Source organism: Sulfitobacter sp. UBA1132 (genome assembly GCF_002311545.1).
Lineage (GTDB): Bacteria > Pseudomonadota > Alphaproteobacteria > Rhodobacterales > Rhodobacteraceae > Sulfitobacter > Sulfitobacter pontiacus.
Genome location: NZ_DCAN01000015.1, coordinates 1 through 21,404, shown reverse-complemented (window position 1 = coordinate 21,404; position 21,404 = coordinate 1). Strand labels below are relative to the sequence as shown.

The 21,404-nt window shown below is 59.6% G+C and carries 25 protein-coding genes and 1 pseudogene; 21 read left to right on the top strand and 5 right to left on the bottom strand.

Translation table 11 applies throughout. The features are described from left to right. Positions 1–2: 2 nt before the first annotated feature. The 17 genes from B4F27_RS11640 (at position 3) to B4F27_RS11560 (ending at position 11,645) form a co-directional block, all read left to right on the top strand. Positions 3–470, top strand: a complete 468-nt coding sequence (locus tag B4F27_RS11640) for a DUF411 domain-containing protein (RefSeq protein WP_286759728.1) — start codon at positions 3–5, stop codon at positions 468–470. 95 nt (positions 471–565) lie between these two features. Continuing rightward, positions 566–1,000, top strand: coding sequence for a CBS domain-containing protein (locus tag B4F27_RS11635; protein ID WP_286759727.1), 435 nt, complete (start codon positions 566–568; stop codon positions 998–1,000). Positions 1,001–1,086: 86 nt separating this feature from the next. Continuing rightward, entirely contained in the window at positions 1,087–2,055 is a 969-nt protein-coding gene (locus B4F27_RS11630; protein WP_286759726.1) for a cation diffusion facilitator family transporter, read from the top strand. Between the two features lie 11 nt (positions 2,056–2,066). Next, positions 2,067–2,516, top strand: a complete 450-nt coding sequence (locus tag B4F27_RS11625; protein WP_083350926.1) for a hypothetical protein — start codon at positions 2,067–2,069, stop codon at positions 2,514–2,516. Positions 2,517–2,614: 98 nt separating this feature from the next. Beyond that, positions 2,615–3,562 (top strand): WD40/YVTN/BNR-like repeat-containing protein, encoded by a 948-nt coding sequence (locus B4F27_RS11620; protein WP_286759725.1) that lies wholly within the window; start codon positions 2,615–2,617, stop codon positions 3,560–3,562. Further along, the gene (locus B4F27_RS11615) at positions 3,559–4,053 is read left to right on the top strand and encodes a DUF411 domain-containing protein (RefSeq protein ID WP_005848459.1); all 495 of its coding nucleotides are present in this window, start codon (positions 3,559–3,561) and stop codon (positions 4,051–4,053) included. The genes B4F27_RS11620 and B4F27_RS11615 overlap by 4 nt, the downstream gene beginning before the upstream one ends. A gap of 7 nt (positions 4,054–4,060) precedes the next feature. Then, entirely contained in the window at positions 4,061–4,192 is a 132-nt protein-coding gene (locus B4F27_RS11610) for a hypothetical protein (RefSeq protein ID WP_005848461.1), read from the top strand. After that, a complete protein-coding gene (locus B4F27_RS11605) occupies positions 4,189–4,665 on the top strand; it encodes a c-type cytochrome (protein WP_005848463.1) in 477 nt (158 codons plus the stop codon). Before B4F27_RS11610 ends, B4F27_RS11605 begins: the two co-directional genes overlap by 4 nt. Beyond that, positions 4,662–5,240, top strand: coding sequence for a DsbE family thiol:disulfide interchange protein (locus B4F27_RS11600; RefSeq protein ID WP_074637734.1), 579 nt, complete (start codon positions 4,662–4,664; stop codon positions 5,238–5,240). Before B4F27_RS11605 ends, B4F27_RS11600 begins: the two co-directional genes overlap by 4 nt. Next, positions 5,237–5,752 (top strand): TlpA family protein disulfide reductase, encoded by a 516-nt coding sequence (locus tag B4F27_RS11595; RefSeq protein ID WP_074637736.1) that lies wholly within the window; start codon positions 5,237–5,239, stop codon positions 5,750–5,752. The genes B4F27_RS11600 and B4F27_RS11595 overlap by 4 nt, the downstream gene beginning before the upstream one ends. A gap of 8 nt (positions 5,753–5,760) precedes the next feature. Then, a complete protein-coding gene (locus tag B4F27_RS11590) occupies positions 5,761–6,024 on the top strand; it encodes a hypothetical protein (protein WP_286759724.1) in 264 nt (87 codons plus the stop codon). Between the two features lie 22 nt (positions 6,025–6,046). Beyond that, positions 6,047–6,328: a hypothetical protein gene (locus B4F27_RS11585; RefSeq protein ID WP_074637740.1), complete on the top strand. Its 282-nt coding sequence runs from the start codon at positions 6,047–6,049 to the stop codon at positions 6,326–6,328. A gap of 54 nt (positions 6,329–6,382) precedes the next feature. Further along, positions 6,383–7,030 carry an SCO family protein gene (locus tag B4F27_RS11580; RefSeq protein ID WP_005848473.1) on the top strand — a complete coding sequence of 216 codons (648 nt, stop codon included), beginning with the start codon at positions 6,383–6,385 and terminating at the stop codon, positions 7,028–7,030. After that, positions 7,027–7,674: a hypothetical protein gene (locus B4F27_RS11575; protein ID WP_286759723.1), complete on the top strand. Its 648-nt coding sequence runs from the start codon at positions 7,027–7,029 to the stop codon at positions 7,672–7,674. The genes B4F27_RS11580 and B4F27_RS11575 overlap by 4 nt, the downstream gene beginning before the upstream one ends. Continuing rightward, complete coding sequence (locus B4F27_RS11570; protein WP_074637741.1) at positions 7,671–8,150, top strand: hypothetical protein; 480 nt, start codon at positions 7,671–7,673, stop codon at positions 8,148–8,150. Before B4F27_RS11575 ends, B4F27_RS11570 begins: the two co-directional genes overlap by 4 nt. Continuing rightward, entirely contained in the window at positions 8,143–8,871 is a 729-nt protein-coding gene (locus tag B4F27_RS11565) for a cytochrome c biogenesis CcdA family protein (RefSeq protein ID WP_005848477.1), read from the top strand. The genes B4F27_RS11570 and B4F27_RS11565 overlap by 8 nt, the downstream gene beginning before the upstream one ends. Before the next feature lie 218 nt (positions 8,872–9,089). Continuing rightward, entirely contained in the window at positions 9,090–11,645 is a 2,556-nt protein-coding gene (locus B4F27_RS11560; RefSeq protein ID WP_286759722.1) for an NAD-dependent epimerase/dehydratase family protein, read from the top strand. A 402-nt stretch (positions 11,646–12,047) separates the two neighbouring features. Here the strand turns inward: B4F27_RS11560 and B4F27_RS11555 are convergent, their stop codons facing one another. From B4F27_RS11555 to B4F27_RS11540, 4 genes and pseudogenes are all read right to left on the bottom strand, one after another. Continuing rightward, positions 12,048–13,409 (bottom strand): IS1182 family transposase, encoded by a 1,362-nt coding sequence (locus tag B4F27_RS11555; RefSeq protein ID WP_286759721.1) that lies wholly within the window; start codon positions 13,407–13,409, stop codon positions 12,048–12,050. A 25-nt stretch (positions 13,410–13,434) separates the two neighbouring features. Beyond that, positions 13,435–14,563 (bottom strand): annotated as a pseudogene (locus tag B4F27_RS11550) (IS3 family transposase). Between the two features lie 268 nt (positions 14,564–14,831). Then, positions 14,832–15,290: a GAF domain-containing protein gene (locus tag B4F27_RS11545; protein WP_005848481.1), complete on the bottom strand. Its 459-nt coding sequence runs from the start codon at positions 15,288–15,290 to the stop codon at positions 14,832–14,834. Beyond that, positions 15,287–16,963 carry a gamma-glutamyltransferase family protein gene (locus B4F27_RS11540; RefSeq protein WP_074637748.1) on the bottom strand — a complete coding sequence of 559 codons (1,677 nt, stop codon included), beginning with the start codon at positions 16,961–16,963 and terminating at the stop codon, positions 15,287–15,289. Before B4F27_RS11540 ends, B4F27_RS11545 begins: the two co-directional genes overlap by 4 nt. 90 nt (positions 16,964–17,053) lie before the next feature. On the opposite strand from B4F27_RS11540, the gene B4F27_RS11535 reads away from it, so the two are divergent. From B4F27_RS11535 to B4F27_RS11520, 4 genes are read left to right on the top strand one after another with little or no spacing between them, the layout of a single operon-like run. Further along, positions 17,054–17,851, top strand: coding sequence for a GntR family transcriptional regulator (locus B4F27_RS11535; protein WP_074637749.1), 798 nt, complete (start codon positions 17,054–17,056; stop codon positions 17,849–17,851). A 41-nt stretch (positions 17,852–17,892) separates the two neighbouring features. Beyond that, the gene (locus B4F27_RS11530) at positions 17,893–18,831 is read left to right on the top strand and encodes a tripartite tricarboxylate transporter substrate binding protein (RefSeq protein WP_286759720.1); all 939 of its coding nucleotides are present in this window, start codon (positions 17,893–17,895) and stop codon (positions 18,829–18,831) included. Next, the gene (locus B4F27_RS11525; protein ID WP_286759719.1) at positions 18,828–19,451 is read left to right on the top strand and encodes a hypothetical protein; all 624 of its coding nucleotides are present in this window, start codon (positions 18,828–18,830) and stop codon (positions 19,449–19,451) included. The genes B4F27_RS11530 and B4F27_RS11525 overlap by 4 nt, the downstream gene beginning before the upstream one ends. 10 nt (positions 19,452–19,461) lie before the next feature. Beyond that, a complete protein-coding gene (locus B4F27_RS11520) occupies positions 19,462–21,042 on the top strand; it encodes a tripartite tricarboxylate transporter permease (protein WP_286759718.1) in 1,581 nt (526 codons plus the stop codon). A 124-nt stretch (positions 21,043–21,166) separates the two neighbouring features. Here B4F27_RS11520 and B4F27_RS11515 read toward each other — a convergent pair. Beyond that, positions 21,167–21,404 (bottom strand): transposase (locus B4F27_RS11515; protein WP_414717699.1); only part of this gene is annotated, 238 nt, incomplete at its 5' end.

Below are 21,404 nucleotides of genomic sequence, written 5' to 3'. Positions count from 1 at the left end.
TCATGTTTCTCACACGACGTAGCCTGCTGGCCTGTTCCGCAAGCTTTGCCGCCGCCGCACCATTCGCCGCCTGGGCCGAAGACAAGCCCTCCATCCACGTGATGAAAGACCCCAACTGCGGCTGCTGTTCGGCGTGGATCGAGATTCTGGAGAACGAAGGTTTTGCCGTCACCACCGAACGCAGCATGGGAACGCTCTTGATCAAATACAAGCAAGACAACGGCATCCCGCAGAAAATGGCCTCTTGTCACACCGGAAAGATCGACGGCTATATGATCGAAGGTCACGTCCCACCTGCCGACATCCGCAACCTGCTGGCCGAGCGCCCAGATGCCATCGGTCTTGCCGTGCCGGGGATGCCCTATGGCTCGCCGGGGATGGGGCCGGAGAGTGAGCGCGACGCCTATGACGTCTATCTGATTGCCCGTGATGGCAGCAGCGAGGTGTTCTCAAGCTATGACGCTACATAGGGCCATGCGCTGAGAGTGGCTTGGCGTCGTGCCCCCTGGAACTTGCATGTCGGCCTTCGGGTTTTCACCCTGTTACCCAATGAAGGAGTAAGATCATGCAAGTTCAGGAAATCATGACGAGCAACCCGACCTGCTGCGGCCCCGACGCCTCGGTTCAGGAGGCCGCGAAGCTGATGGATGACAATTCGGTCGGCTCCATTCCGGTGGTGAACGACGCCGGCGCGCCGTTTGCCGTTGTTACGGATCGCGACATTTGCTGCGGTGCGGTTGCGCAGGGAAAAGGCACCGATACGCGCGCGTCTGACGTCATGTCAAAAGACGTGCTGACTACCGCGCCCGACGATGATGTCGAGGAGTGCTGCACCAAGATGGAAGAGAAGCAGGTAAGGCGTGCAGTAGTCACTGATGCGGCTGGTAAATGCTGGGGCATCGTCGCACAGGCCGATGTGGCACGGGAAGCCAGCGGCAACGAAACAGCAAAACTGGTGCAGAAAATCTCCCGTGACGAAAAAACATCGGGCTGCTGCTAACCAGGCTTTGCTTTGCTTGCGGGGCAAGACATCAAAACGCGGGGCGCCCCGCGTTTTGATACACATAGCATTAAAGGGAAACGCTGATGGCACATGATCATGCTCATATTGACCCCGAGAGCGGCGACCGCAAAGTATCATTGGCCATCTGGGCGAATGCCCTACTGACCGTGGCGCAAATCATTGGCGGTATTCTTGCGGGGTCGCTCGCGCTTATTGCGGACGCGCTGCATAATTTTTCCGATATGGCGTCGCTTGTCATCGCCTTCGTTGCACGTAAGATCGCGCGGCGCCCGGCAGATGCTCGGATGACATTTGGCTATGGCCGGATCGAAATCGTCGCGGCGCTGATTAACTACACCACGCTTATTCTCGTTGGAGTATATTTGATCTACGAAGGCGGGATGCGCATGATTGATCCACCTCAGGTGGCAGGGTGGACGGTAGTCATTCTGGGTGGTGTCGCGCTCATGGTCGATACGCTGACGGCGCTGCTGACCTATTCGATGCAAAAGGGCAGCGTTAACATCAGGGCCTTGTTCTTGCACAACCTGTCGGATGCGCTGGCTTCGGTAGCGGTAATCATTGGTGGCACACTGATCATTCTATATGACCTTCGCTGGGTCGATCCCGCGATCACCATCGGTATCGCGCTTTACATCCTTTACCTCGCACTTACCGAAATCGGGAGCCCGATCCGCATGCTGATGCTGGGCAGCCCGCCCGACATGGATGCTGGCGCAGTGGTTAAGGCGATGACCGATGTCGAGGGCGTCCGCGATGTGCATCACGTCCATCTCTGGCAGATGCAAGAGCATGAAGTGGCGCTTGATTGTCATGTGGTGTTGAGCGGACGAGATTGGACGGACTTGGAGGTTGTAAAGCAGGCGGTCAAGAAAAGTCTCGCAGACGAATTCGGCATTGGCCACTCGAGTCTTGAATTTGAAACTTCTGGGAATTCCCATAAGCATGCCGCGCTGTTCGGGCATGAAGGCGGTGCGACGGGCGCTGGCGAAGAGGGAAAACTCAGTGATGGGGCGTCGCACGACCGCTGAGGTCGCTTGCCATGCGCTGCGTCTTGCTGATCTATGAGCGTGCGGCGTTTTGCGCACCCTCACTTTCTGGTGAGGGGATCGACAGCAACACATCGGGTCCCTATATCTCTTCCATGCGCATCCTGCTTCGCCTTGCCACATTCTGCCTCTCGCTCGTGCTTTTAACGGGCATCTTGGCGCATGATTTGGCGGCGGCGAACATGTCGATGCAGATGTCAGGTGTGACCTCATCCGCAATAATGGAAGAGGACGGTGGCTGCACCGCTTGTTTGCAGGAAAATCAAGGCGAAGCGGTGTGCGACATTGATTGCACAGCACCCGTCTTTGTGACCTCGCAGATGCTTCAGTCCCAACCCGAAAGCGTCCAGGGCTTCTTTGTGCCGGTGCCGGGCGATCTTGACCTCACCGGGGTCGATCCCGGGTCTGATCCTTTCCCACCGCGAACCATCTCCCTGAGTTGACCGGCCGCACCCAAGGGTGACGGCCCGGTTTCGCGACGCTTGCTGCCAACGGGCAGCGGCGCGCTCGACCCTACCTGTCACTTTCGGGAACGACCCTCATGCCTATTCAATCCACTCGCGCGATGTCGCGCAGGCGTGTGCTGACCGGCGGACTTGCCGCAGTTGGTGCCACGCTGATCCTACCTGATCCCTCTTTCGCGCTATCAAAAGGGGTGCCGATCCAAGCCTTGGGTTTCGACGGCGCCGTGCTTGTCGCGGCCTCAAAGCGCAGGCTATGGTACCTGTCATCTTCGCAAGAAGCCAAGCCTTCGCCGGTGGAGCGCTCAATTGCCGCAATCGCAAGCCATCCCGAGACTCCTGGCACGATGTTCGCGGCAATCGATCCTGTCGGGCTCATGCGCAGTCGCGATGGGGGCAGCACATGGGCCGACGCCGGCGCGGGCCTGCCCGCGACCCGCGTCACGGCACTGACCCATAGTGCGCTCGAGCCAGACATGCTCTACGCCGCTCTTGCAGAGGACGGGCTTTGGCGCAGCATAGATGCGGGTGAAAGCTGGGAGTTCGTCATGGATCGGCCCTACCTCAACGGGGCTGAACGCGAAGTGCTGACGCTCGCATCGGTTGGCAATCCGACCGGCATGGGCGGCATCTGGCTCTATGCCGGAACCGACGCCGGGCTGACCCGCGTGCCTGATTGCTTTTGCCGCTGGCAGGATGTGACACCGGGCGACGCGATGGATGCGCTGGCTGCGGGCAAGACACCGCCGTCTGCCGAACCCTTGCCTGAGGGACAGTCTGTCCGCCATCTCGCGCTGTCGCCCAAAGCGTCTGAACGGCTCTATGCCGGGCTGGAAAGCGGCCTTTGGACGTCGACAGATGCTGGAGTGAATTGGACGCGCGCGGCGGCGGGAAAGATCGACGCGCTGGCTGTCGATCCTGTCGACCCTCAGCATCTTGCCGCCGTTCGCGACGGCATTCTTTCCGTCAGCCGCGATGGCGGCATGACCTTTGAACCTCTCAACATCCCTCAAGGAGATCAGACATGAACAGGAAATACACCTTCGGCGCGGCCGCGGCCGTAGCCGCCGCCGGTATCATCGGCTTTGCCACCTTCGGCATGGCTGAAAGCGACAACACGACGCCCGCCGACACTGCGGCAAGCACCGTCCCCGCAGATCGCCAAATGACCATCTGGCGCGATCCGTCCTGCGGCTGCTGCGATGCTTACGCCGATTATGCCGAAGAGAATGGCTATCACGTCACCCGTATTGACGACCGGAATTTCGACAAACGCTCGGTCGAGGTCGGCGTGCCAGAACAGGGGCTGGGGTGCCACCTTGCCGAGGTCGATGGCTACTACGTCAGCGGTTTGGTGCCTGTTGAGATTATCCAGCGTCTGACATCCGAGCGCCCCGAGGTCACCGGCATCACGCTGCCCGGTATGCCCCAGAACGCGCCCGGCATGGCAGGCAAGAGCGGCACGCTCAAGACCTACGCCTTCGGTGAGGACGGCGTGGCCGTGTATTCAAATGAATGAGGATAGAATGATGGGCATGATGAACGGGCCGATGTCGGTCGGAATGATTATCGTCTGTGGCCTGCTCTTCCTCTTGGTGCTAGCGGTGCTGGTGCTGGGTGTGCTGGCCTTGATCAAATACCTGCGGCGGCCCGCATGAACCGGTTGGGTCTGACCGCCGCTATCGGTGTCGCGGGCGCGGCGGCGGTCGCTGTCTGGGCCGGGGGGAAGGAGGACAGCCCTCCGGCGCTCGCCGTGTTCGGCGTGCCGGTGGACGCAGAGATGATTGAGCTTGGCGCGGGACTCTATGAGGAGACCTGCGCCTCCTGCCACGGCACAGACCTCGAGGGCCAACCTGACTGGCGCAGGCGGCTCGACAATGGCCGCATGCCCGCACCGCCGCATGATGAAACGGGTCATACATGGCACCACGCGGATCAGCAGCTTTTCGACATTACCAAGAACGGGCTGGCCTCGGTTGTGCCCGGTTATGAAAGCGACATGCCGGTGTTTGATGGCATTTTAAGCGATGACGAAATTACGGCGATCCTCGGCTATATCAAGAGCACTTGGCCCGAGCGGGAACGCGACTATCAAGCCGAGATTACCTCCAGAAGCGAGGAGGGATCATGAGCGGTATTGAGCGAAATGTCCGCAAGCCGCGATGGTTTGTGCTAATCGCCGCACTTCCTGTGACGGTCTTCGTAGCAATCGCAGCGGCCTTCCTGTGGGGGCTGTTCAACAATGAAGACAGCCTTCCCAGCACAATGCTCGGCCGGGACATCCCGGAGTTTGATCTGCCCCCCATTGACGGACGCGAAAACGGCTTGTCTGCGGCAGATCTGCACGGCGAAGTTTCACTGGTGAACGTCTGGGCTTCTTGGTGCGTGCCATGCCGGGTTGAGATGCCGCTGCTGGTGGAACTGGCCCAAACGAAAACCGTGCTGATCCACGGTATTAACCTCAAGGACAAGCCCGCTGCCGCCCGAAGATTTCTGGCTGAGCTTGGCGACCCCTATGACCGGATCGGTGCCGATAGTTCTGGCCGGACCTCAATCGACTGGGGCGTCTATGGCGTGCCGGAAACCTTTGTTATCGATGCCGAAGGGAGCATCGCTTACAAACATGTCGGTCCATTTGACCGGCAGTCTCTGGAGAACGACATTCTTCCAGTGGTGCGTCGTCTGCAACAGGAGCAGGGGGCGTGAAGCGGCGCGTTTTTCTGGGCGGCGCACTGGCGCTTGGGTCCACGCCTGTCGCGGCGCGGACCCTGATGGTAGAGCATCAAAAGCCTTTACCTATGCTGTCGCCGCCCATCACGGATGGGGCCGGGCGGAGCCTGACTTTGGCAGAGTTTCGTGGCCGGACGCTTTTGCTCAACATCTGGGCGACATGGTGCGCTCCCTGCCGCCATGAGATGCCGACCCTTGACCGGCTTCAGGAACGATTGGGTGGCCCGGAGTTTCACGTTCTTGCACTCTCAATCGACAAGGGCGGGTTCGACGCTGTGCGCGCGTTCTATACGGAGATCGGCATCACGCATCTCGACCTTTATCTGGCAAATCAGTTGCGGGGGATGATGGCCTTTGGCGTTGTCGGCCTGCCCACAACACTGCTGGTTAACCCCCAAGGCCGCGAGGTTGCCCGCAAGATTGGCCCCGCTGCGTGGGACAGCCGGGCAGCAATTTCTCAAATCCAACGCGTCATTACAAAAGGATGAACCCAACTATGACCCATTTTGCAAAAGCGAACCGGCCCTCATTCGCGATCACCATGCCTTCGCGGCGCCAGATCCTCATGCTGACCGGCTTTGCCGCCATCGGTGGAGGTGCAGCGCTGAATTGGGAGTGGTTGACCGCCGTGGGGGCCGCTCCCTTGCTCCTCAGTCTCGCCCCTTGTGCCGCCATGTGCGCCCTAGGGCTGTGCATGCGCGGCGGCTCTGGCTGCGCCAAAAACGATCCGGTGGCAAAACCGGACACCTCGACAGACTAAACCTCAATCGAAAGGAACTAACATGACCTACACAGTGAAACTTACCACCGCAGCCCTGACAGGTTTGCTGCTTGTCGCCACTATCGCTCAGGCGCAGGAGGCTAAACCCGAGACCGGGGATATGCCGATGGCCGATGGCGAGCATATGAAAGGCGACATGGCTGACATGAAGGGCATGGAAGGGATGATGCCCATGATGAAAATGATGGCCGAGATGGGGCCGATGATGGAGACCTGCAACGAGATGATGCAGTCCATGAAAGAGCATATGGAAACGCCCCATACCGAAGATCAAAAAGGCTGACGCCCTTGGTTCGCCCGTCCAGGAGGCGGGCGAACCACCAGTGAAAGACATACTATGACCAAGATCACCACGACCCATCGTCGGCTTCGCATAATTCTTTGGACCACAGCAATCGCAGCTGTTGTTGTCGTTGCAGGTTTTGCGGTTATGCGCCCCGGCCATATCCCCTCGCATCAGGCCGTCTATCGCGGCGACGCAGATATTCGTTCCGAATTCGCGTTAATCGATCACGACGAGCAGGCCGTCACCCAAGACGATTATAAAGGTCGTTGGCAGCTTGTATTCTTCGGCTTTACCAATTGCCCGGACATCTGCCCAACCACTCTGGCCTATATGGGTAGCGTGCTGGACAAGCTTGGATCTGAAGCAAATCAGGTCGCCCCGCTGTTTGTGACCGTGGACCCAGAGCGCGACACACCTGAGGTTCTCAAGGACTATGTTGCAAATTTCCATCCGCAATTGACCGGGTTGACGGGCAGCACAGCGCAGGTTTCCGCGGCAGCGGATGCCTTCAAGGTCTACCATGAGAAACTCTCGAACGAGACCGCGCCGGACGGCTACATGATGGCCCATGCGGGTCACATTTACCTGATGGCCCCTGACGGTCGGTTTGATGCTGTATTTCTCGAAAGCGCGCAGCCGGTCGAAGAAATGGCTGAACAAATTTCTATGCGCATCGCGAAAGAGAAGAGAAACCATTGACACAGAATTTACTGTTACCACCCCGCTTCGGGTTGCGGGCTGCGCGCATTTGCGCCGCGATGCTGTTCACCGTAACGCCTGCCTTTGCGGACCACCCAGGGGAGAACCTGAACCAAGCGATGGTGGGCAAGGAGGCCGCGTTTGAACCCATTGCGGCGCGAGAGGTGCCAGAGGTGAAATGGACGGCACCAGATGGCGACACGGGCTCTCTGGACGCAATGAGGGGCAAGATCACGGTGCTTAGTTTTGCTCCTGATGCTTGCGGCAGCCCCTGTGACGCGCAGCAGGACCAACTCAGCAAAACGCTTGCCGCGCTCAATGCCAGTGCCATGCGCGAAATGGTCATCTTTGTCACCCTGCGCGATACGGCACCTGCGGTCCCGGCCGAGCAGAACTGGACAGCTGCGCAACTTTCCGACGTTGATCGCCTTGGTGACACGGTGAATGCCTTCGCCTCTGTGAGCGCCCGGAAAGATGGAGCCCCGATGGTGCATTTGCTCAACCGTGAGGGTGCGCAGGTTGGCATATTCCACGGGTCAGACTTTGAGCCGATAAACCTCGTTCTTTACATCAACGGGCTGACGCACCAGCGGCCCCATGCCGAACCCGGTTTTTGGCAACGCATAACGGGGTGGTTTCAATGACAAGCCAAAGTCTGGTCAGGCCACATTGGCTCACCACCCTGCGCCGTTTTGCCTTGCTAACGCTGCTGGGGCACCTTTTTTGGGAGGTTGCCCATATTCCGCTCTATACAATCTGGGTTGAGGGGACATGGGGCGATATCATCTTTGCCGTGGTCCATTGCACCGGAGGCGACCTGCTAATCGCCATGAGCAGCCTTCTGCTTGCGTTGTTCATCTTTAGCACAGGCGCATGGCCACGGGCGCGGGTCTATCCCGTATTCACCGCGATGATAGCGATCGGGTTTGGATACACGATTTTTAGCGAATGGCTCAATATCGAGGTCCGTGAGGCTTGGGCCTACCGCGAGATCATGCCAGTCATCCCGTTCATCGACGCAGGACTGACACCGATGTTGCAATGGCTCGTCGTGCCTTTCGCAGCTTACTTCGGTGCGCTCAGGCGCTTATCAAAGGGGAAGGAGGCGCCGGGTGCTTGATGTCTCCTCCCTCGGGGTGATTGCCGCTTTACTGGCCGGAACGATCTCCTTTGTCTCGCCCTGTGTCTTGCCGCTGGTGCCGGGCTACGTCTCTTATATTGCCGGGCGCACTGGCGCCGCGGGCGCGGAGCGTAGTCGGAGCCAAGCGGTTTGGCTGAGCTTCTGCTTTGTGTTGGGGTTCTCAACGATCTTCATGGCGCTCGGTGCATCGGCCACAGCATTGGGGCAGGCGCTCTTGCGCTGGCGGTTCGAGCTGAACCTGATCGGGGGCGCGGTCGTGATCCTGTTTGGGTTGTTCATGCTGGGGGCCGCGCGCGTTCAAACAATGGAGCGTGACCTGCGGTTTAACCTCGACCTTCCCGGCGGGCAGCCGGTGGCGGCCTATGTCCTGGGCCTTGCCTTCGGCTTTGGTTGGACCCCCTGTATTGGACCGATCCTTGGTGCGATCCTGACAGCCAGTGCAGCAAGCGCCACGATATCAGAAGGCGTTTGGCTGTTAGGGATCTATTCGGCAGGTCTTGGCGTGCCGTTTTTGATCGTGGCCGCTTTTACCGATCAGGTTGCAACGCGCTTGCGGACGATTGGTGCGGTCGGGCGGCGTCTGCATCAAGTGGCGGGCGCGGTCATGGTCCTGATGGGGATCGGGATGATGACGGGTCAGCTTAGCGCCTTTTCTTGGTGGCTATTGGAAACATTCCCAATCCTGGGAGCAATCGGGTGAAACTATGTCGGAACCTTCCAGCGGAGGAGGTTGGTTGAGTCTGTATAACCTAGTTTCGGAGGGGCTCAGTAAGGAGAAAAGCGATGATGAACGGTGATATGATGGGCGGGGGCATGATGTTTGGCATGGGGGTCGGCTGGCTTCTGGTTATCGTGCTTTTGGTTTTGGTGATCGCGGCGTTGGTTAAATATCTGCGTAAGTAAGACGATAGGTGGGGTATGGAAACGTCGGATAAGCCAGTCGTCGTCGTGACCGGATCAAGCGGCTATCTTGGTGCGGCGGTCGTTAAGCGATTGCACGAAAATTACCGCGTTGTGGGGTTGGACCGCAGCTCGCCCCCGCATCCGCCCCATCAGGCTGAATGTGTTTGTTTCGACATCACTGACCAGGGCAGCGTCGACAAAGCCTTGGCGCGACTGCGGTTGGCCTACGGAGACCGTATCGCGGCCTGCGTCCATCTTGCGGCGTTTTTTGACCTGAGCGGGGAGGACGATCCGGCCTATGACGCGGTGACGGTAGAGGGGAGCAAGCGGCTGCTGAAAGGGCTCCAAAATTTCGAGCTGGAACAATTCATTTTCACCTCCACCATGCTGGCACATGCGCCCACCGTGCAAGGCGACAAGATAGACGAAGAAGCACCCTTCGACCCCAAGCTGCCCTACCGCGCCTCGAAAATCCGCACCGAGGCGATGTTGCGCGAGGAAAAGGGCGAGGAAAAACTTGTTCTCATGCGGCCTGCTGGCATCTACGATGATGACGGGCATTCGACCTTCTTGGCTCATCAAATATCCCGTATTTACGAAAAGCGGCTGAGCGCTAAAGTTTATCCCGGTGACCTGTCCCGCGGACAGGCGTTTTTGCATCTCGACGATCTCCTCAATGCCATTGAACGCATCGTCGACCGCCGCCAGACCCTGCCGGAAGTCTTTCCCGTGTTGTTGGGCGAAGCTGAGCCAATCCCCTTTGGCGAATTGCAGCGGTTGATCGGACGCGAACTGCATGGCGAAGATTGGGTGACATGGAATATCCCGCCCGCCGCCGCGAAACTTGGGGCATGGGCCGAGAACCGCATTTTTGGCGAGGACGCCTTTATCCGTGCGTGGATGGTGGATATCTCCAGCGATCACTACGAGCTTGATCTGTCACAGGCTAAGGAGCATCTGGGATGGACCCCGAAGCACAGCCTGCGTCACGATATGCCCCTCATGCTGCAAAAGCTGAAAGACGATCCGTATCGCTGGTATAAGGACAACGGCTTGAACGCCGCACGGGTTTCTGCGGCCAAGGTGGAGCAGGCGGCAGAAAAGGCTGCAGCCGAGGAGAAAGACGAGGGTGCCGCCGGACAGCAAATTGCTGTGCGCGAGCACGACAAACATATGCGCATGATGCATTTCCAAATGCTTTGGGTGCATTGGCTGGTTGCGGCATTGGGCCTCTGGCTCGCCACCGCGCCCTCGGTGTTCGGAACATTTGACCAGACCGAATTCAGCGCCGCCGTGCAGCGCGTGACCGAAGATCGCGGGCTCTGGGCGGCTTCAATGCGCAGTTGGCTTACGGCGTGGAACAATGTCTTTACCGGTCTGGCCATCACCGCGCTGGCCTTCATCTCGATGAAACCCGGCAACGGTTGGGCGCAATGGGCGAATGCGGCGCTTGGGGTCTGGCTGCTTGCCGCGCCCTTGGTGTTCTGGACGCCTGACCCTGCGGTTTATGCCAATGACACCCTGATCGGCGCGCTGGTGATCGCGCTGACGATCCTGATCCCGATGATGCCCGGCATGTCGCGCGAGGGCATGATGGACGACGGGGACATTCCGCCGGGGTGGACCTATTGCCCCTCCACTTACGTCCAGCGGGTGCCAATTATCGCGCTCGGGGTGGTCGGTTTCCTGCTATCGCGCATTCTCTCGGCCTATCAATTGGGGCATGTCGATGGAATCTGGGAGCCGTTCTTTTCCTCTCCATCCAACCTCAACGGCAGCGAATATATTGTTACCTCAGATGTCTCCAAGGCTTGGCCCATCGCTGACGGTGGCTTGGGGGCGATGAGCTATATGTTCGAGATCCTTATGGGGGTTATGGGCAGCCGTATGCGCTGGCGCACGATGCCGTGGATGGTGGCGCTTTTTGGCATTGTCGTAGGTCCGCTGGGGGTGATCAGCATCTATTTTATTATCATCCAGCCCATCGCAATCGGAACCTATTGCACGATCTGTCTGCTGGCCGCCGCCGCGATGCTGATCATGATCCCGTTCTCTTTGGATGAAATCGTCGCGATGCTGCAGTTCATGGTCTGGAACACCCGCCGTGGGCGCCCCTTTTGGCGGGCGTTTTTCCGGGGCGATGCGCTGCCGGGCTCAAGCAAAGGCGGCACGATGAGTTTTGATGCGCACCCTCGCGAGATCGCCCGGCAAAGTGCGCGGGGGGTCACTGTGCCTTGGACCTTAGGGGTGAGCGCTGCCATCGGCCTGTTTTTGATGTTGTCGCGTGCGATTTTTGACAATGCCCTGCCGCTGGCGGGCAGTGATCACTTGGTTGGCGCATTGGTGCTGACGACCGCTGTCATCGCCTGGGCCGAAGTTGCGCGGCCGTTTCGGTTTTTGAACATTGGCTTTGGGCTGTGGCTGATCGTGGCACCTTGGGTTCTGGGAGGCGGCACCATCGCGGGCAGCCTGATCGGTGTGCTGTCGGGCGTCGCGCTGCTGGGGTTGACCCTGCCGCGTGGAAAGCGCAACGCGGAGCATTATGGCAGTTGGGACCGCTATATCGTTTGAAGTCGAAGTGTCCAGAATTCGCATGCGGTAACCGCGTCGAGTTTCTAGAGTGCGTGTTACGCCTAAAAATGAAGACTAACTCCCAAATAACTGCCTCTTGATAGCCCCAGTGCAACATATCGAGTTTGACCAACTCCGGTTTGGGCCGTCGCCTGTAAAGAATGCGAGGTTGCGACTGCGCATAGCTCCAAGCGTGACACGGTCACTAAGGGGCTCAGAGCAGCCTTGCGGCGATGCAGCGAAAGATCTCATGCAATACTGGGGTGGATGTTGGCTTCCTCTGCCTCGGCAAGTATAGGGCGCGTCTGCGGCGAAAGACCGGTTTCCGCCCATTCTGTGGAAAAACAGCGTGTTGCTTGCGCAGAAAGCTGCGCTTTGAAGAGCGCGCGAGCGTCTTTCCTATCAGGCTTTGCGCGTTTGCTGCGGTGCAGGAAAAATCCTAGCCAGTTTGCGGAGGTTTTGGGCGGTTGCGGCGAGGAGGAATTCGTCATTTGCACCGCATGGGCCGCGTAATCGCAGTCGTCCCAGCCCGAGAATGCGTTTTAGGTGGGCAAAGAGCATTTCGACCTTTTTTCTGAGCTTCATCGCAATCTGATACTCTTCAGTTTTGGCCAAATCTCTGGCAACCTGACGCGCGTCTTCGTGCTCCTCGCGGGTGATCTTGCGCGCCTCAGCGTTGGGGCAGCATTTTTGCTTGGACGGGCAGAGCTGGCAGACTTCTTTCAATGCGCGATAGTGCGCGGTGCCCTTGCCCGTCGGCCCCCGGCTTGGATCAGAGTAATTCCGGCGGAACTGTTTGAGCGCGTGGCCCTCGGGGCAGATGTATTGGTCGTTCAGCGCATCCCAGTCAAAATCTGTGCGCGTCCAGGTCCCATCGGGGCGTCCGGCCTTGTCGATCACAGGGATGTAAGGATCGATCTTGCGTTCCACGAGCCAGCCGAGCATGGGGCCTGAACCATAGGCTGTGTCGGCGATCATCCAGTCGGGGATCAGGCCGAACTTGGCTTTCACCCGTGAAAGCATGGTCTGGGTCGATCCAACCTCGGCTTGTCGGATCGAACGGGTGCCTTCGACGTCCAATATGACACCATGATCCGTGTCTATCAGGTAGTTATCGGAATAGCTGAAGAATGCCGGACCCTTACGCGCCGCCGTCCATTGGCTGGCGGGATCAGAATGCGAGGTGAACTTGGGCTGCACCTTGCTGGCCGCGCCAAATGCAGCCTTATCCAGCGTGTCGAGGTACTCGCGCACGGCGCGGGGCGCATCAGCCGGATCAATGTGCGTTGCGTCCCAGTCTTCCTTCGGCGTGGAGTTCTGCTTGTTCGCATCGGCTTTGATCAGGCTGGCGTCAATCGCCATTCGCTGGCCGCCGACCAGTCCTTCGGCGATGCAGCGCGCGACAGTCGTCTCAAACAGGTGGCGCAGCAGTTCGCTGTCGCGAAAACGCCCATGCCGGTTCTTGGAAAACGTCGAGTGATCCGGGACCCGGTCGCTCAGATCGAGGCGGCAGAACCAGCGATACGCGAGGTTCAGATGCACCTCTTCGCAGAGCCGTCGCTCAGAGCGAATGCCGAAGCAATAGCCGACCAGCAACATCCGGATCAGCAGCTCGGGATCGACCGACGGGCGGCCGGTATGGCTGTAGAAATCCGCAAGGTGGGCGCGGATGCTGCTCAGGTCAACGAACCGATCAATGGATCGAAGCAGGTGATCTTGGGGAACATGATCCTCCAGCGAGAACTCGTAGGGTAATCCCCCCATTTTTAATGGGGTCCAGCCGTAGAATTCAGGCGGCTGTTTTCAGTTTCATGGCGGGTGTCATGCCGCCGATACCCATGTTGGGTCGCTCGTTGTTGTAAGTCCAGAGCCATTCAGTTGCTTGGTCTTGTGCCTCCTCGATGGTTTCGAAGATGTATTGCCCAAGCCATTCGCCGCGAACGGTGCGGTTGTAGCGTTCAATGTAGGCATTTTGTTGTGGCTTGCCTGGCTGGATGTATTCCAGTCGAACATTGCGTTTTTCGGCCCATTCCATCAGCTTACCACTAATATATTCTGGGCCATTATCGACGCGAATTGTCTGCGGTTGACCGCGCCATTCGATGATCTGGTTTAAGCTTCTGACCACTCTCTCTGCGGGCAGCGAGAAGTCCACTTCGATGCATAGGCCCTCACGATTGAAGTCATCCAGCACGTTCAATGTCCTGATCGAGCGCCCATCTGCCAGCTGATCCGCCATGAAATCCATCGACCATGTCTCATTGGGCTTATCAGGCACAGACAGGGGTTCCGGCTTGTCCCGCTTCAAGCGTTTCTTGGGCTTGATACGCAGGTTTAGCTCCAGCTCGCAGTAGATCCGATAGACCCGCTTGTGGTTCCAGCCGTAACCCTGGACGTTGCGCAGATACAGAAAGCACAGGCCGAAGCCCCAGTTGCGCTTGTTTGCTGTCAGACGTTCCAGCCAATCGGCGATCTCTTCATTCTCGTCACTCATTACAGGGCTGTATCTGTAGCAGGTCTCGCTGATCTCGAACGCCCGGCACGCCGACGCGATGCTTACGCCGTGTCGTGCGACCGCATTCATGGCCATCTCTCGTCGCAGAGACGGCCTTAACGCTTTTTTCCAAGGGCTTCCTTCAGCAGATCATTTTGCATGCTCATCTCGGCATACATGCGCTTCAGACGACGGTTCTCTTCCGCCATATCCTTCATCTCGGACATCAAGGACGCGTCCACTCTCGGGATCATGCTACGCATAACCCTGCCGTGCAGTGCATGCCGCCAAACTTAGCGCGCCACTTATAGAAACTGGCGCTGCTCATGCCATGCTCACGGCACAGCTCAGAGACCGGCACACCGCCCTCCGCCTGCTTCAACACTGCCATGATTTGCGCGTCGCTGTATCGTCCGTTCTTCATCGTAAATCTCCTCAGATATCTTGCCGAGAAAATTCTACTTTTGAACACCGCTAATTTTGGGGGGGATTACCCGTATAACAGCGCCGGTTGCGCCTCCTGTCGTGGTCCCATCATCGCCAATACTCCCCCCGAATAAAGGAATTGAATCAGCAGTTCAGGCCGCGATTAAGGAAGAGTTTTTCAACAAAATAAGCCCAAAGATGCGTTTCGGTGACAATTAACAGACGGCGAGAATAAATGATGCTTACGGCACCATGGCGTATTAAAGTTAGTTTAGCAGTTCACTTCGATCGGCCAGTGCAGCAGCAACTTGTTCTGCGATCTCCACTTCTCGCGAACTGAAGGCCGGATCGCCACGCAAGTAATTGACCGTACCCAAAACCGATTGGTCACGAACAATCGGAACATTCAACACAGCATTGAGCCCGAGCCCAAGAATGGTTTCGTAATCCGAAAATGCCCATCTGATATCAGCGGCCCCGAAACCGAGGTTTATCTTTCGATCGATCAGAACGTTTTTGCCCCATTCCGTATCCCGCTTTGGTTTGCGACCGCTGACGGGGTAGCTCTCGGGCAAGGTAGAGTGAAGGCGTTCCACCTCCATCGTTGTGGCGTGGAAGCGCATCGCGGTGAACAACTGATTGTCGAGAGCTTCACCGCAGAGGTCAAACGCCTCCTTCAGCGGTATGTTCTGATCGGCGATGCGTTTGCAAATGTCCGTTGTCATGGTTTCGCTCCAGTTTTGGCCGTGCCCGCGCGCCGCGGGTCGGCGACCGCGTCCACGCCGGCCCCGTCGCGCAGGGCGATGCAGATCCCGCCCGCCATCCAGGTTCGGGCGGGCCATTCTTCGAGATCATGTCCGCGTGCGCGTAAGTCCTTTATCTGCTCCAGTGGCAGATCGGCTTCGTATAGCACCTTGTTAGGATGGACGTCATGTGGCGCGAAGCTGCCGGGATAGGCATATGAAGCCACGCGGGGCGCCTCGACCGCCGCATGCGGAGCCTGTCCGTGGTCCAGCATGCCTAACAATACCTGCGCCATGGCCTGAACCTGTACGTCGCCGCCGGGCGTGCCCATGGCGAGCCAAGGTTTGCCATCCTTCAGTCCCAGAATAGGGTTCGGTGTGAGCCGCGGACGCTTGCCCGGTGCGAGAGCATTTAGGTGACCAGGGATCGCACGGCTCTGCGACCCGCGTGAGGAGACCGACAGCCCGGTGCCGGGGATCACCACGGTGTCATAGCTTGGATCGCTCGGGGTGGCGGAGAAGATGTTGCCGGCACCGTCGATGACGCTGACGTGAGATGTATCGGCGCAGCCTACCTCGAACACCGGGCGTTCGCCCGAAGCCGCAAGAGCCGGGGCCATAGGGGCAGGAAGCGGATCGGAGGTCTCTTGAATGCTGCGCAGCCGGTCTGCGATGAAGGCGGGGTCCAGCAGTGCCTCGGGGGCGATCTGCATGTAGCGAGGGTCGGTGACATGCGCTTCGCGGTCGGCGAACACTCGTTTCAGCACTTCGAGCAAGAAATGCAGTTTAATCTGTTCCTTGTCGCGGGTGGCGTCAGGGCCGGCCTGCTCTAGCATGGCAAGCGTCTGCGCCATTGAGATGCCCTGGCACCACGCGCCGCAGCAGTGGATTTGCGTGCCCCGGAATTCGACGGCGAAGGTAGGCTCTTCGCGGACCTCGTACGAGGAGAGGTCCTCGGCCCGCAGCAGGCCGCCGTCCTTGGCGTGAAAGGCAACGATCTTTTGCGCGATCGGGCCAGTGTAGAAAGCCGCACGGGCGGCGGCCAGGCCGGCGCGCCGATCTCCACCCTCGGCACGGGTGGCGCTTTCGGCGTCGATCAGCAGTTGCAAGGTTTTTGCAAGGTCAGTCTGAACGAAAAGCTCTCCGACCTTCGGCGGGCGGCCATCGGGGAGGAAGATCGCCGCCGTGGACGGAAAGCGCGCGTATTTTTCCACCCGCGATGCGATGAAATCGGCCAGCAGGGGATAGACGTCGAAACCATCGCGGGCGGCCTGCACCGCCTCTTGCGCGACATCGCCGAAACCGAAAGTGCCGTGGGTCGCCAGAACCTTGATCCAGCTTGCCGGGGCGGCGGGGACGACGGTGCGCAGCAGGCCCTCGGGCACGTGGTCACCGTGATCGCGCTGCATCTGCACCACGTCAGCGGCCTGCGGCCAGACCCCGACACCGTCATAGCTGGTCACATGCTCGCGCGCCGCGTCATAGAGGATTACCGGCGCGACCCCGGCAAAGGACACCAGATCGGGCTGCACAACGGCCAGCGCTATCCCGGCGGCCACCCCGGCATCCACGGCGTTGCCGCCTGCGCGCAGCACCCGCTCCGCAGCCCCGGTGGCGGTGGGGTGTCCGGTTGCCACTGCCCATTCTTCGCTCATCTCCACCCTCTCAACGCTGCAATATATTCCTGTGACAATTATTAACTACGTAGTTGACAAGTGCAATACCCCTCGTTCTATGATAGTTGTATGGAAATCTCGTCAGATAGACTGTCCCTCGAGACCTTGGTCACCGCATGGGAAGACACGGCTCCCGATGGCAAGGGTCGGCCCAAGTACCTGCGTCTGAGCGAGGCGTTTACCCGCTGCATTCAGGACGGGACCTTCGCGCCCGGCGGCCAGCTTCCCGGCGAGACCGAGATCGCCGCCGCGCTGCCCATCGGCCTGTCCACGGTGCAAAAGGGCCTGTCGCGGCTGGTCGAGCAGGGGCTGATCGTGCGCCACCGCAAGCGCGGCAGCTTCATCGCCGACGCACGTCATCAAGTGCCCGAGGTGCATGTCTACCGCTTCCGCGACCCCGAGACGGGGGATTGGAAGATGCCCTATACCCGGGTTGTCGATATCCAGCGTCTGCCCACCGCCGAATCCGGGCCGCTGCTCATCGGCTTCGAAGCCGAGCAGGTGATCCGCATCGACAGGTTGGTCTGGGTCACCGGATCGCAACCTGCCTTCGGCACTATGTACTTGCGGTTCGACCACGCCGAAGCGCTGCTGTCGCGTCCCTTGGAAGAACTGCACGGGATTTCCTATCATCGCATGCTCTGGGAGCAGTTCCAGATCCGAACCGCCAAAGTCCGCCACGAGGCGCGCGCCGATCTGCTGTCGCGACAGGCGTGCCAGCATCTCGACCTTGCCGCGCCTCATGTGGGGATGATCTGGGACGCCCATGAGCATGACGCTCAAGACAGGCTGCAACTGATCCAACGCTTCGAATTGCCCCGGGGCCACCGCCCAATGGAATTGGTGGAAAGCAAACCGGGCTTCTGACGACCAAAAAAACAAACAACCCAATCAACAGTGGAGAGACCATGAAACGTATTCTGATGACCACCGCCGCTACCGCCCTGCTGGCCGCCGGGCCCGCGCTGGCCGAATGGAACCCTGACGGCCCGATCCGCCTGTGGATCGGCTATGGAGCCGGCGGCGGGACCGACGTGCAGGGCCGGACCCTTGCGAAGGAGATCGAGGCCAACCGTGGCTGGCAGGTGATCCCCGAAAACAAGGCGGGCGACGACGGCACCGTGATGTCGGCGCAGCTCAAGGGAGAGGCACCCGACGGCCAGACCTTGGGCTTTGCGATCACCACTACCTATGATTTCGCGCCGATGAACAGTGACAACCTGTCGCCCGAGGATTTCACCTATATCACCACGACCGCAGGCTCGCAGATGGCGGTTCTGGCGCGCGCCGAAAGTGGCTGGAAGACGCTCGACGACCTAAAGGCTGCCGCCGCCAATGAGCCCATCGTGTGGGCCAACTGGGGCACGCAGGTCGAGGCCGGAGCCGAAATCGTCGCCCGCGCGCTCGGGATCGACGTGAACCACCTGCGCATGAAGGGTGGCCGAGGCACGCTCAATGCGCTGGTGTCGATGGACGCCAACGTCGCCTGGGGTGGCGGTGTGCAGAAACCGCTGGTTGAGGCGGGCGAACTGGTGATCCTCTCCTCCGCCGAGACCGGTCCGGTCGCGCTCGCCCCGGAGATGCCGACGCTGATGGATCAGGGCATCGACCTGAACCTCGGCTACCAGTATATCATCACCGCCCCCGTGGGCATGCCTGACGAGATCCGCGACGAGATCGGCAGCGTAATCGCCGAGATCCTCGCCGACCCCGAGAGTGAGACACGTCAGTTCATCGAAAAGCAGTACCCACCTGCGCCGATCGTGACGCAGGGCGCGGAGCTGCGCGAGCAGATACTCTCGACCTATGAGGCCAACGTATCGATGATGAAGGCACTGGCCGAATGACGCGAGGTCCCGTGGACACCGATGAAGGCGCCCCCTCTGGGGGGTGCTGGAACCTCTGGCTGGGCGGGGGCACGCTGGCGCTTGTCGCGCTTTGCCTTCTGGTTTGGTTTCCGCGGGACATCAGCAGCGGATTCCTAAAGAAGAGCCTGACCGGCAATACCATTCCCGGTGACGCCTTCTTTCCCACGCTACTGGTTCTGCTGATGGTGCCGCTGGCGCTCTTGCTGATTGCGGGAGAGTTGCGGTCCAAAGGTCGCAAGGCGGGAGAGCCCGTTGGGCGTCTCGGTCTCGACAACCTTTTGTTTCTGACCCGCGCCGGTCTCGTCACCACTGCTTCGCTGGCGTTGATGACATGGGGCGGGCCGATGGTGGTATGGGCCAGCAACGCCGCGGGCTTCTCCGATTTCTCCGGCTACCGAGCGGCCTCGGGGCGGTTTCCCTACAATGTGGCCGGGTTCTTCCTCGGCGGTACGGCGCTAAGCGCCAGCTATATTTACATCACCCGCCGCAGTCTCCGGACGCGGGACATCGTGGTCTCCATGCTCTCGACCGCTTTTTTGATCCTGCTGTTTGCCGGCTTGCTCGACAACATCCAACTGCCGCCGAACGCCGACCTCTGAAGGACACCCCTTGGACCTATTGCTGCAATATCTCGCGCTCGGAATCACTTCCGTCTTCACAGCCGCCGATGGCGGCCTTTGGCTTTTGCCTATGGGCATGGTGCTGACCGGGGTGGTGATCGGCATTCTTGTTGGTGCCACCCCGGGACTGTCTGGCCCCTTCGCCATGGCCATCGCGCTGCCGGTTCTGGTGTCGATCTTCGGCTACGGGAACGAGGCGCTCTATCCAGTGCTGGGCTGCCTCCTGGGGATCATGAAAGGCGCGACCGTGGGTGGCGCGGTGCCAGCGATCCTGTTCAACACCCCCGGCACGCCCGATGCCTTCCTGACTACGGTCGACGGCTATCCGCTGGCGCAGAAGGGACAGGGGCGCAGGGCGATCCAGACGGCTCACTTCGCCTCCGTCGTGGGGGACAACTTTTCCGACCTCGTGCTTTTCATCGCCGCCCCGGTGCTGGCGGTGGCGGTGGAGCGGGTACTGGACCTGCCCGAGAAATCGGCCCTGATTATCCTGTCGCTATGTTTCATGGCTGCCGTTGTCGGCAAGGCCCCGTTGAAGGGCTTGATAGGCGGCCTTCTGGGGATGTTCGTTTCACTCGTGGGGACAACGATGTCGGGCGACGGGCCGCGCATGACGCTTGGCATCCCCGAGCTTGGCGGCGGGCTGCCGCTAACCTCCTGCGTACTGGGCGTGCTGGTACTATCCGAAGTGCTGATCGCGGTCGAAGACATGCGCCGCGATCGGGCGGCGGCCAAGGGGCCGGTCTCCGCTCCCGAAATGGGGCCGCGGCTGAGCTGGGCCGAGCGTTGGCGGATGATGCCGGCGATCTTGCGCGGCGCCAGCATCGGCACGATGATCGGCGCGCTGCCGGGGATCGGCACCACTACCGCCGCGACCCTGTCGCATGACACGGCGCGGCGCCGCTCGAAATCTCCCGACACCTTCGGCAAAGGCGCGATCGAGGGCGTGGTGGCGACGGAATCGGCGAACTCGGCCGTTTCCGGCGCAAACCTCATTCCAGTAATGAGCCTTGGCATTCCTGGCAATTTCGCCGCCGTCTTCATTATCCTGGCGGTCGAGACAATTGGCGATTTCGCCTTTGGGCCGCAGGTCTTCCGGTTCACTCCGATTAAAGAGATCGAGGGTTTCGATACGATCATGAACCGCGATCTGGTCATGGCCTTCGGCCTCTTTACGATGATGGTGATCGCCAACTTCTGCAACTGGAGCGTCGGCAGTTTCCTGATGAGCCAGTTGGGCCGTCTCATTCGGATTCCGAAGGACGTGATGTTGCCGGTGATCCTGACCGTCTCGCTCACCGCGGCCTATGTGCAGGACGGCGGCTATGTCGGCCTGCTGAGTGCCTGCGTCTTTGCCTTGATTGGCTACGTGCTGCGGCGCCTCGGGATTTCGATCCTGCCTTTTGTCATCGGTTTCCTGCTGGCCCCGGCCCTCGAAGGGCTGATCCGCGGCAGCTTTACCGCCTCGGGCGGCGATCCGTGGTTTCTCCTGAAGTCGCCCATCGCGCTTGTGATGCTTGCGCTGTCCGTCTGGTTGCTGGTGCGAATGTTCCGGCAGAATCGCGCGTAGCTTGAAGTTCTTTAATAAGAAAATGCCCACATTCTGAGCTAGCTCAAGTGGCAAAACCTTATTGTTTCGTAGAGCGATGATGTAGTGTGGACTCACATTGAAGCGCAATTTCTGATTTGCAATGTTATTCCAATCGGTTCCTGATTTCCATCAGCCTGCTTTCAAAGACCTCAGCGGGCGTCCAGTAGTCTAGGCACTTGCGCGGCGTTGCGTTGAGGCGGTGGCAAATCGATCTCAAATATCGATTTGTCAGCGCCGTCGGGTCGGTTGAGCGGGGCAGGTACTTCCGCAGCCTGTTGTTCGTGTTCTCGACCGTGCCTTTCTGATAGGGCGCTTGCGGGTCGCAAAACATGGGGTAATCG